Below are 10,858 nucleotides of genomic sequence, written 5' to 3' on the forward strand. Positions count from 1 at the left end.
CTACGCTGGCGGCTGGTCTCCCCACTGGTCGTCCGCTAACCCATGAGCCTAGCCGTACTCAAAAGCCGCGCCCTGGCGGGCATGGAGGCGCAGGAGGTCAGCGTCGAAGTGCATCTGGCCAACGGCTTGCCGGCCTTCACCATCGTCGGCCTGGCCGACACCGAGGTCAAGGAAGCCAAGGACCGCGTCCGCGCCGCCATCCAGAACGGCGGCTTCGAATTCCCCGCGCAACGCATCACCGTCAACCTGGCGCCGGCCGATCTCCCCAAGGAATCCGGGCGCTTCGATTTGCCGATCGCGCTGGGCATCCTGGCGGCCTCCAAACAGATCCCCTCGTCCCGCCTGCATCAATACGAGTTTGCCGGCGAGCTGTCGCTGTCCGGCGAGTTGCGGCCGATACGCGGCGCGCTGGCGATGTCGCTGGCCACGCGCCGCGACGGCGGCACCCTGGCCTTCATCCTGCCGCTGGCCAATGCCGACGAGGCGGCGCTGGTCGGCAACGCCGCCATCTACCCGGCGCAATCGCTGCTGCAGGTGTGCAGCCATTTCGCGGCCAGGTCGGTCGAGTCCATGCTGTCGCGCCACGACTCGGCGCCGCTGGTGGCGCCGCTGGAGTATCCCGACTTTGCCGACGTCAAGGGACAGGTGTTCGCCAAGCGGGCGCTGGAGGTGGCGGCGGCGGGCAATCATTCGGTTTTGCTGGTCGGTCCGCCAGGCGCGGGCAAGACCATGCTGGCGGTGCGCTTCCCCGGCCTGCTGCCGGAGATGGCGGACGAGGAAGCGTTGGAAGCGGCCGCCGTGCAATCGCTGACGGGCGCCTTCCGCATCGAGCAATGGAAGCGCCGTCCGTTCCGCTCGCCGCATCACACTTCATCCGGCGTGGCGCTGGTTGGCGGCGGCAGCGTGCCGAGGCCGGGCGAGATTTCGCTGGCGCATAGGGGCGTGCTGTTTCTGGATGAATTGCCCGAGTTCGCGCGCAGCGTACTGGATGTGTTGCGCGAGCCGTTGGAGTCGGGCCGCATCACCATTTCGCGCGCCGCCCGGCAGGCCGACTTCCCAGCGCACTTCCAGCTGATCGCCGCGATGAATCCCTGCCCTTGCGGCTACGACGGCCACATCAGCGGCATCTGCCGCTGTTCGCCGGACATCATCCAGCGCTACCAGGGCCGCATTTCCGGTCCTCTGCTGGACCGCATCGACATCCAGACGGAAGTGGCCGCGGTCGATCCCGACATCCTAGCGGCGGACGCCAATGGCGAACCGTCACGCGTGATCGCCGCCCGCGTGCAGGCGGCCACCAACCGCCAACTGCAACGCCAGGGCAAGCGCAACCAATACCTGAGCACGCGCGAGATCGACCAATACTGCAAACTCGACCGCCCCGGCAAGGCCAGCCTGAAACAGAGCATGGAACACTTCCAGTGGTCCGGCCGCGCCTACCACCGCATCCTGCGCGTGGCCCGCACCATCGCCGACCTGGCCGGCAGCGAACGCATCCTTGAACCGCATGTCCGCGAAGCGGTCCAGTACCGGCGGGCGTTGCGCGACCGCTGATAACGCGACCGTGCTAAATTCTGCCGATCCCGGCGCTAAGCATCACCTCTTTGTTGGCCGTGCTGCTATATTGCTCGATGCCACACAACCTGCCGGGAATTCGATGACACGCCTGCCCCTCTACCTTGCCGCCAGCGCCTTGCTGGCCGGTTGCGCCACCAGCCAGCTGCCGCTGACCGACTTCACCGCCAACTCCGGCAACCCGCGCGCGCCGGAACAACTGGCCGTCACGTTCGAGCAGGCCGACCTGGCGCTGCGCGTCGATCCCGCCACCCGCAGCATCAGCGGCGACGCCGCGCTGACCTTCCTGGCCAGCGCGCCGCTGACCCGCATCGCGGTCGAGCTGGACCGCAACCTGCCGATCGATTACGCCAGCGTGGACGGCGTGCAGCTGGCGCCGTCGGCGATCAACAACCCGGACGGCCGCCTCTACCTGACGCTGCCGGCGCCGCTCGCCGCCGGCGCCCGCACCACCGTGCGCATCCGCTACCACGGCGTGCCGCACGTGGCCTCGCGCGCGCCGTGGGACGGCGCCTTTATGTGGAGCAAAACCGAAGACGGCCAGCCGTGGATTTCCACCACCGTCGAAGGCGAGGGCTGCGACCTGTTCTGGCCGTGCATCGACCATCCGCAAGGCAAGCCGAAACTGATCGACCTGCACATCAGCGTGCCGTCGCCGCTGGTGGTGGCCGGCAACGGCGTCGCGCTCGGCATGGACGAGAAGGACGGCTGGCGCACCTACCACTGGCGCGCGCAGAACCCCAGCACCTACGGCGTCGCCCTCAACATTGGGCCTTACGAGCTGCTGTCCGGCGAATACGACAGCCGCTACGGCAACAAGGTCCCGCTACGCATGTGGTATCTGAAGGGCCACGACAAGCAGGCCCAGGGCCTGTTCGCCGAGTTCGCACCGATGCTGGATTTCTTTGAAGCGCGCATCGGCCCCTATCCTTTCGGCGACGAGAAAATGGGCGTGGTCGAAACCCCGCACCTGGGCATGGAGCACCAGACCATCAACGCCTACGGCAACGGCTACGCCAAGTCGCCGTTGGGCTACGACTGGCTGCTGCACCACGAGCTATCGCACGAATGGTTCGGCAACCAGATGACCAACGCCGACTGGGACGATATGTGGCTGCACGAAGGCTTCGGCAGCTATATGCAGCCGCTGTACCTGGAGCACCTGCGCGGCGACAGGGAATTCCAGGCCGAGCTGTTCACCCAGCGCAAATCGCTGCTCAACAAGGTGCCCGTGGTCAGCGGCAAGTCGAAGCGCATCGAAGACGTCTACGACGACAAACGGGGCGGCCCCGGCAACGATATCTACACCAAGGGCTCGCTGATCCTGCACACGCTGCGCAAGCTGATCGGCGACGACGCCTTCTTCCGCGCCACGCGCCGCATGGTCTACGGCACCGAGACACCCAAGCCGGGCAGCTTCACGCCGCGCTACAGCAGCACCACCGAATTCATCGCCATCGCCAACCAGGCCAGCGGCCGCGACCTGGGCTGGTTCTTCGACGCCTACCTGTACCACGCGGCGCTGCCTGAGCTGGTCGAGGAGCGCAGCGGCAAGCAGCTCAAGCTGAGCTGGTTGCTGAAGGACGGCGGCGCCTTCCCGATGCCGCTCGAAGTGCGCGTCAACGGCCGCATCGAAACACTGGCCATGGCTGACGGCAAGGGCGAACTGACGCTGCCGCCGCAAGCGCTTTACACCATCGATCCCAACTCCCGCGTGCTGCGCCAGCAAGTCCATATCGACGACTGGAAACGCCAGGAAGAACAACGTAAAAAGAAAGCCAAATCCTGATGAAAAAAATCTCCCTGGCGCTGCTGCTGGCGGCCGCCCTGTCGGCCTGCAGCCCGCAATACGATTGGCGCGACTACCGCAGCACGGACGCGCCCTACGCCGTGCTGTTCCCCGGCAAGCCGGCCAGCCAGACCCGCAACATCCAGCTCGATACCCTGTCGGTGAACATGACCATGACGGCGGCCGAAGTGGACGGCGTCATCTTCGCGGTCGGCAGCGCGCAGCTGCCGGACGCGGCCCAGGGCGCGGCCGCGATCGAGGCCATGAAGACCGCGCTGGTCAACAATATCGGCGCCACCGTCACCAGCGCCAAATCATCCGGCGACGGCAAACAGGCCACGCTCGATGTCGAAGCCAAGGGCAGCAAGAACGGCGAGGCGATGCGCCTGATCGGCCACTTCGTCGCCAGGGACAAGCGGATTTACCAGGTCATCGTCATGGGCCGCGACAAGCATATCGTGCAGGACCACGTCGAAACCTATCTCAGCTCCTTCAAACTGAACTGAGACGCTGGCGCAGGCTTAGAAAATGCTTAATCCGATGTGCGCTAGCGCTCATACAGATCGACTTGCCTCTTGTATAGTGACCTTCAGGCCTGATGTCTGGAATACGGTGACCGCTACAGCAAGAAACGGTGCACCGTGCTATCGTTCCAACTACAAGATTAAGAAAGCACGCCATGTTAATTTCCTTCAAATCGAAGTCCAGTCCGGAAGTCCTGATGTACCAGGAACATGCCCAACGCATCTTGGACTTGCTGCACAAGAATCCTACGCGCGGCGTGATCACGGCGGAGGAAGCGGCCCAGGCGCTGTCCCTGCTCGAAGGGGAAGTTGCTGCGAGTAAATTACATCCGGAAACCGACGTCGAGCACGACGCCCACACCCATGAAAAGGAAGACGGCGAATCGATGGAACACGCGGTGATGCAACGGGTCGGTTTTGCCGCCCGCGCCTTCCCGCTGCTGGAAATGCTGCGCTCTGCCAAGCAGGAAAACGAGAGCATCATCTGGGGCATCTGAGCCCCGCTAATTAGTCGCCCAACAGCGTAGCGTTGAGCGGCAAGTCCAGCGTAAACCGCGTACCCACGTCGAGCGCGCTGTCGACCCGGATGGTGCCGTCCAGCAGCGAGGTGACGATGTTGTAGGTGATGCTCAGCCCCAAGCCGTTGCCGCCCTGCCCCAGCTTGGTGGTGAAGAAGGGATCGAAGATGCGCGCCTGGTGTTCCAGCTGGATGCCCTTGCCGTCATCCTGGAACACGATGCGCACCTGGTCCGGCCCCAGCCGCACCGCCCACAGCTTGATGACGCCGCCGCTGCGTCCCTCGAACGCATGCAGCAGCGCGTTGTTGATCAGGTTGATGATGACCTGGCCATACGGACCAGGGAAGCTGTCCATCTGTATATCGTCCGGCATTTCCAGCTCCACCTGATGGCCGGCCTTGCGGATCTGGTTCTTCATCGTCGTCACGATTTCCTGGCTGGCCTGGTGCAGATTGAAACGACGCCGCTTGGCGCTGGCCTGGTCCACCGCCACCTGCTTGAAACTGTTCACCAATTCCGCCGCGTTGCGCAGGCTGCGCATCAGCAGCAGCGACGCTTCGCGCGCCGCCTCGATGAAGCTGGTCAGGTCGGAGCGGCGCAAGGTGTTCTGCGCCTGCCGCAGGTCGATCTCCGCCGTCTTGTCTTCCAGCGTGCTGGCGATCACCAGGCTGTTGCCGATCGGCGTGTTCAGCTCGTGCGCGACACCCGCCACCAGCGCCCCCAGCGCCGCCAATTTCTCGCGCTCCACCAATTGCTGCTGCGTGTCCTGCAGTTGGCGGTAGGAATCGGCGTTGGCGAACGCCACCGCCACGTAGGAGGCCAGCGTGGTCAGCATGTCGAGGTCGATGCGCTGGTAGGCGTTGGCGCGGTAGCTGTGCACCGTGATCACGCCGCGCACCTGGCCGGCCACCGAGATCGGCACATAGATCAGCGAGCGCGGCTCGGTCGGCAGCGAGCCGTCTTCCAGCGTGCCCATGTCGTCGGCGCCGGAGACCAGTTGCAGATGGTCGATGTAGCGCTGGTACTCATGCTCCAGGTCGTTGATGAATACTTCCTGCGCGTGCGTGATGCACCACACCGCCAGCTGGTTGGGCTCGCGCATGCTGCGGGTGTAGGGCGTGTAGCGCTTGCCCTTCTCCATCGCGAACGGATACTCGATCACCTCCTCCTTGGGCCGGTAGATGCCGATGCCGAACACGCTGGCGTCCATCAGCGCATGCACCTGCTGGTACAGCATCGACATGATGGCTTCGCTGTCCAGGTTGGCCGTGATGCGGCGGCCGATATCGGACAGCAGCGAGATATTCCGGTGCGCCAGCTCCACGCTTTCCTTCTGGTGCTCCACTTCGCGCTTTTGCCGCTCGACCGATTCCTTCTGCTGCACCAGCTCGCGCGTGCGGTTGCCCACTTCCGCCTCCAGCGCATGCTTCTGGTTCACCAGCATGCGGATGCGGATGCGGAACAGCAGGTAGACGCCGCCCAAGGCCAGGCACAGCAGCGCAAGGCGGAACCACCAGGTCTTCCACAGCGGCGGCGCGATGATCACTTCCATCGCCACCGGCTCGCTGCTCCAGACCCCGTCCTTGTTGGCGGCCTTGACGCGGAACACGTAGCGGCCGGCGTCGAGATTGGTGTAGGCGGCGAAGCGTTTGCCGGCGTCGGCCGTCACCCACTGCGGATCGAAGCCCTCCAGCTGGTAGGCGTAGCGGTTGCGCTGCGGATCGGCGTAGTGCAGGCCGGCGAACTCGAACGAAAAGACCGCGTCGCGGTAGCCCAGCCTGAGCGACTTCGCTTCGTAGATCGGTCCCTTGTCCAGCACGTCGCTGCGCGCCTGGCCGGTCAGGATGGACTGGTTGAAAATCGAGAAATCGGTGATCGACACCGGCGGCGCATGCGGGTTGTCGTGGATGCGCGACGGCTGGAACGCGGTCACGCCGGACAGGCCGCCAAAGAACAGCGTGCCGTCGGCCGCCTTGTAGCCGGAACCGATGAAGTAGGAGCCGTCGATCAGGCCGTCGCGCGAGGTGTATTCCTTGAACACGCCGGTGTCGGGATTGAGCATCGCCAGGCCGGAGGTGCTGCTGATCCACAGCCGGCCGTGGTCATCGCCGAGGATGGCGCCGACCGGGTCCGGCGCGCGGCCGCTGCTGGTCGGATAAAAGCGGAAATGCAGTGCGCCGTCGACGCCCGGCTCGGCGCGGCACAAGCCGGCCGCCGTGCCGATCCACAGGCGGCCCTGGTCGTCTTCGTAGGTGTAGTGCACGCGTTTGTGGCTGAGACTGTCCGCCTTGCCGGGCTCATGGCGATAGTGACGGAAGGTGCCGCTGGCGCGCTCGAAACGGTCGAGGCCGTTTTCCGTGCCCACCCACAGCACGCCGCGGCTGTCCTCCATCAGCGAATAGATGCGGCCGCCCAGGCTGTTCGGATCGGCGACGTCGTGGCGCCAGGTGCTGACTGCGCTGGTGTGCGGATCAACCCGGTGCAAGCCGGCGCGCGACGCCACCCAGATGACGCCGCCACGATCGACCACGATGCGTTGTATCGTCGCCGCCGCGGGATCGGCATCCAGCACGACCCGCGTGAACGGGCCGCCGGCCGCATCGCGCCAGGCCAGGCCGGTGATGCTGCCGACCCACAGGCGGCCGCGGCGGTCGGTCTGGAGCGCCTGGATCTGGTCGCCCGGCAAGCTGGCCGGATCGCGCTCGTCATGATGCCAGACCTCGGTATCGCCCTTGGCGGTATCGAGCAGGGTCAGGCCATTGCCGGTGCCCAGCCAGATCTTGTTGGGCCCCGCGCCGGTGATCACCCGCACCTTGTTGTTGCTGATGCTGGGCATCACGCCGGGATATTCGGTGTAGCGCTCGAAGCCGCCGCTGGTCAGGTCCACCCAGTCCAGGCCGGTGTACCAGTTGCCCACCCACAGCGTGCCGGTGCGGTCCTGGTACAGCGCGCTGATCTGGTTGTCGCCGACGCCGTGGCGGTCCTGGCTGTTGTGGCGGTAGGTGTAGAACCGCCGCGTGGCCGGATCGCGCCGTTTCAAGCCGTCGCTATAGCTGCCGGCCCACAGCACGCCGTCGCTGTCGTGCAGCAGCGCCGTGATGCGCAGTTCGTGCAAATCATCGGCCGCCGCCAGCGGCATGCGCTCGGCGCCATCGCCGGCCAGGCGCCATGCCTGCAAGCCCTGCATGGTGCCGGCCCACAGCACGCCGTCGGCGCCGATCGACAGCGACAGAATATGGCTGGACGGCGCAGCGCCATCGCGCGCAGACCAGTGCTTGAACTTGTGGCCGCCGGCCTTCAACATTTCCAGGCCGCCGGCCGTGCCCACCCACAGGTTGCCGAACGAATCGCGCGCCAGCGGGCCGATGCGGTCGTCGCCCAGGCTGTCGGCATCGGCGGCCGCGTGGCGCAGCGTCCGCACCTGGCCGCTGGCGATGTCGAGATGCTGCAAGCCTTCGCTGGTGGACAGCCAGAGTCCCTGCGCGCCGTCGCCGACGATGCTCAACACCGTCAGGTTGCCGCTCCGGCGGAGCTGGTGGACAAACGACTGGGTGGCGGGATCGTAGCGGTCCAGTCCGCCTTTACTGCCGATCCAGATGGTGCCGTTGCCGTCTTCATACAGCGCATGGATGTAGTTGTCGAGCAGGCTGTGGGGATTGGCCGGATCGTTCTTGAAGGCGGTGGTGCGGTAGCCGTTGTGGCGGTTCAGGCCAGCCTGCGTGCCCAGCCACATGTAGCCGTGACGGTCCTGCAATACCGCCGTGACGGATTCCTGGGTCAGTCCCTGTTCGATGCCGAGGTGTTCGAACCGCAGGCTGAGCGGCGCGGCGCGCGCAATAGGTGCGAGCGCCAGCAAGAGCAAGCCACATAAAAGGATGGAACGGGTTGCGTAACCTGGCATAGGGCTGCGTCTCCTGGATGCAAGCCATTCTAATGCACAAAGTCAAAAAACCCCACCAATTCAGCGGTGGGCTTGGCAAGGGCTAAAGCTCAGTAAAGATATATTCATGCTGACCGTCGCGTACCGTCAACGTCGGCTTGCTGAGGTACGGCCGGCCCCCCGTTCCAGAACGGCAAGGGCGTCGCGCAGCTAGGGATGGCGCGTTGCACCCCGCCCTTGCCAGGCGCGGAACGCGTAGTACGCAAGACGAAGCGCCTGCACCGGCCGCTTCGCCTTGGTGGGGGACAAACCCTATCTTGGCGTTGCCTGCGCCAGCTTTGCCTGCTGTTCGGCGGCAAAATGCGCACCGATCATCAAGTCGCCATCGTAGGTCAAGTGATTATTGTCGCGGTACAGCAATTTGCCATCTTGCATAGCGCGGCAACTTGACTGACTACACAAATACGGCACCGGGTCGAAGGTTTGCAATCCTGGGAATTCGCTCAGGACCTGCTTCAAGTTCGCGAAGTGCACAGCGTTAGCGGTTTCGTGGGTGGCGCGCGGCATTTCGCACGAACTCCTGGTTTGCGAGCTGGCGATTCCGGCCCGCTTGATGCAGGATCGCGGATCGAAATCAATCCTGGGAATGTCGAAGGCCAGAATGACATTCTTGCCCGCTTCACGGAAGCGCTTCAGCGTCAAGCGCAAGCCATCGACCATGACACCGTCGTTCAGCTTGGCGATAGTCGAAATGATGACTGTGTGCGCGCTCTCGGTCTTGAGCGCAATCTCAAGCATGCGCGGGGTCGCTTCCTGATATTTGTCGCCCGTCGCAAAGCCCACGAACGGTATATTCGTTGCAAGCAACAGCAGATTTTCGCCTTGCGCACTGTAATATTTGGTCAGGCCTGCCAGCAGATGGTAAGCATGGCTGTCGCCGATCAAGATCACCGTGGGCGCCTGGTCGATCTTGGCTAGTTGACAGTACTCCCACAACGTTTCGAAACCATAGCGTTGCTTGCAGGCTGCGGCATTCGGCTTGTCTTCGACCGTGATCAGCGCCTTCGTATGTGCGGCGCTCTCGATGATCGCTGCACGAAGCGGCAAGCCGTCGCGCATCGATGTGTAGGATCCGGCGACGGCCAGCAGCAGCATCATGGCTGACAAGGCGCCCACCTTACCGTTCCATTTCAAGCCGAAACGCAGCGGCTTTTCAATCAGCCGATAGGTCAGCCATGCCAACACGAAAGCCAAAAGCAGGGCGGCGGCGCGAATGGCAGGCGCGGGCGTACCGGATTCGATGATCTGCGCATACGACAGCAAAGGCCAATGCCACAGGTAGAGCGGGTAGCTGATCAGGCCGATCCATACCGCCAGGCGGCTCGACAGCACGACCCGGTTGAACCAGGCTTGCGGTCCGGCGGCAAGAATAAGAACCGCGCCACATGTAGGCAGCAGTGCCCACCAGCCTGGGAAAGCCGATTTTTTTGTCAGCAGCGTCAACGCCAACAGTATCATCCCGAAGCCAATCAGGGACACGACTGAGTCGGTGCCGCTGCCGGCGCGGCGGCGCAAGCTGCCCAGCATGTCGCGGCCCTGCAGCGACATGCAAGCAAGCATGGCGCCCAGCCACAATTCCCAGGCACGGCTGGCTGGTGAGTAGAACGTGGCGGAAGAAAATTTATGAACTCCGCCGACATTGAGCAGGAACGACAGCAAGCACAGGCCCAAGATAATCTTCAGCACGCTGATGCGACGCCCGAACAGTACCAACAGTACCGGCCACAGAATGTAGAACTGCTCTTCTATCCCCAGCGACCAAAGGTGCAATAAGGGCTTGGTTTCGGACGCGGTATCGAAGTAGCCGACTTCGTTCCAAAGCACGATATTGGAGACGAAACCGGCGCCGGCGACGATATGCTTGCCCAATTGTTTGAATTCATCGGGAAACAGCGCAAACCAGCCGAAGGCATAGCACGCAAGAAGCACGACCAGCAATGCTGGAAAGATGCGCTTGATGCGGCGGGCATAGAAAGTAGCGAAGCTAAAGCTGCCTTGCTCGACGCCGGCCAAGATAATCGACGATATCAAGAAACCGGAAATGATGAAGAAGATATCGACGCCGACGAAGCCGCCCCGTAGCCATTCGGGAAAGGCATGGAAAGCCAGCACCGACAACACTGCCAGTGCGCGCAAGCCGTCGATATCGCGCCGATAGCCAGGATGGTCGGCAAGGGCCGCCTGGTGAGCCGCAGGATTGGAATCACTTGGGGATATATGCATAAAAAGACGCGATCGCGGCGCCGCTCATATTTAAAAAGGTGAATTGATTGACATGCCAGGCGCATCGGCATGTTGCGCCGCGCAATTCTAAACCATTACCCCTGCGATCGAAAGTTGATCCGGCAAAATTAGTTTGATCCGGCCTGGCTTGCACTTGATTAAATGCGGAACGAAAAAAAGCCCCGACCAAATCATTGGAAGGGGCTTTTTTAATATAACTAGCCTGACGATAACCTACTTTCACACTGGTTGCAGCACTATCATCGGCGCAGAGTTGTTTCACGGTCCT

7 protein-coding genes and 1 pseudogene are annotated in these 10,858 nt (G+C 63.4%); 4 read left to right on the forward strand and 4 right to left on the reverse strand.

The annotated features are described in order from the left end of the window. Positions 1 to 42: 42 nt before the first annotated feature. The 4 genes from AC1RMD_RS29520 to AC1RMD_RS29535 all read left to right on the forward strand — a co-directional run bounded on the left by AC1RMD_RS29520 (position 43) and on the right by AC1RMD_RS29535 (position 4,385). On the forward strand, positions 43 to 1,554 hold the full coding sequence (locus tag AC1RMD_RS29520; protein WP_492932141.1) for a YifB family Mg chelatase-like AAA ATPase: 1,512 nt from the start codon (positions 43 to 45) through the stop codon (positions 1,552 to 1,554). Between the two features lie 103 nt (positions 1,555 to 1,657). Next, complete coding sequence (locus tag AC1RMD_RS29525; RefSeq protein WP_492932143.1) at positions 1,658 to 3,364, forward strand: M1 family metallopeptidase; 1,707 nt, start codon at positions 1,658 to 1,660, stop codon at positions 3,362 to 3,364. Beyond that, positions 3,364 to 3,870, forward strand: a complete 507-nt coding sequence (locus tag AC1RMD_RS29530) for a hypothetical protein (RefSeq protein ID WP_492932145.1) — start codon at positions 3,364 to 3,366, stop codon at positions 3,868 to 3,870. Before AC1RMD_RS29525 ends, AC1RMD_RS29530 begins: the two co-directional genes overlap by 1 nt. A 173-nt stretch (positions 3,871 to 4,043) precedes the next feature. Next, entirely contained in the window at positions 4,044 to 4,385 is a 342-nt protein-coding gene (locus tag AC1RMD_RS29535; RefSeq protein ID WP_492932147.1) for a DUF1840 domain-containing protein, read from the forward strand. 10 nt (positions 4,386 to 4,395) lie between these two features. Here the strand turns inward: AC1RMD_RS29535 and AC1RMD_RS29540 are convergent, their stop codons facing one another. The 4 genes and pseudogenes from AC1RMD_RS29540 to AC1RMD_RS29555 all read right to left on the reverse strand — a co-directional run. Then, positions 4,396 to 8,307: a sensor histidine kinase gene (locus AC1RMD_RS29540; RefSeq protein ID WP_492932149.1), complete on the reverse strand. Its 3,912-nt coding sequence runs from the start codon at positions 8,305 to 8,307 to the stop codon at positions 4,396 to 4,398. Between the two features lie 291 nt (positions 8,308 to 8,598). After that, positions 8,599 to 9,444 (reverse strand): SGNH hydrolase domain-containing protein, encoded by an 846-nt coding sequence (locus AC1RMD_RS29545; RefSeq protein WP_492932154.1) that lies wholly within the window; start codon positions 9,442 to 9,444, stop codon positions 8,599 to 8,601. 75 nt (positions 9,445 to 9,519) lie between these two features. After that, positions 9,520 to 10,569, reverse strand: a pseudogene (locus tag AC1RMD_RS29550) (acyltransferase family protein); the annotation flags it as partial. After that, on the reverse strand, positions 10,550 to 10,858 hold a 309-nt coding region (locus tag AC1RMD_RS29555), incomplete at its 5' end, for a hypothetical protein (RefSeq protein ID WP_492932150.1). The gene AC1RMD_RS29555 and the pseudogene AC1RMD_RS29550, both read right to left, overlap by 20 nt.

It is taken from the genome of Duganella sp. GW822-FHT06D06, from assembly GCF_058799615.1.

Coding starts and splice junctions, on each gene's coding strand:
- AC1RMD_RS29530 (WP_492932145.1), top strand. CDS start 3,364: ATGAAAAAAATCTCCCTGGCGCTGCTGCTGGCGGCCGCCCTGTCGGCC.
- AC1RMD_RS29525 (WP_492932143.1), top strand. CDS start 1,658: ATGACACGCCTGCCCCTCTACCTTGCCGCCAGCGCCTTGCTGGCCGGT.
- AC1RMD_RS29535 (WP_492932147.1), top strand. CDS start 4,044: ATGTTAATTTCCTTCAAATCGAAGTCCAGTCCGGAAGTCCTGATGTAC.
- AC1RMD_RS29540 (WP_492932149.1), bottom strand. CDS start 8,307: ATGCCAGGTTACGCAACCCGTTCCATCCTTTTATGTGGCTTGCTCTTG.
- AC1RMD_RS29520 (WP_492932141.1), top strand. CDS start 43: ATGAGCCTAGCCGTACTCAAAAGCCGCGCCCTGGCGGGCATGGAGGCG.
- AC1RMD_RS29545 (WP_492932154.1), bottom strand. CDS start 9,444: ATGATGCTGCTGCTGGCCGTCGCCGGATCCTACACATCGATGCGCGAC.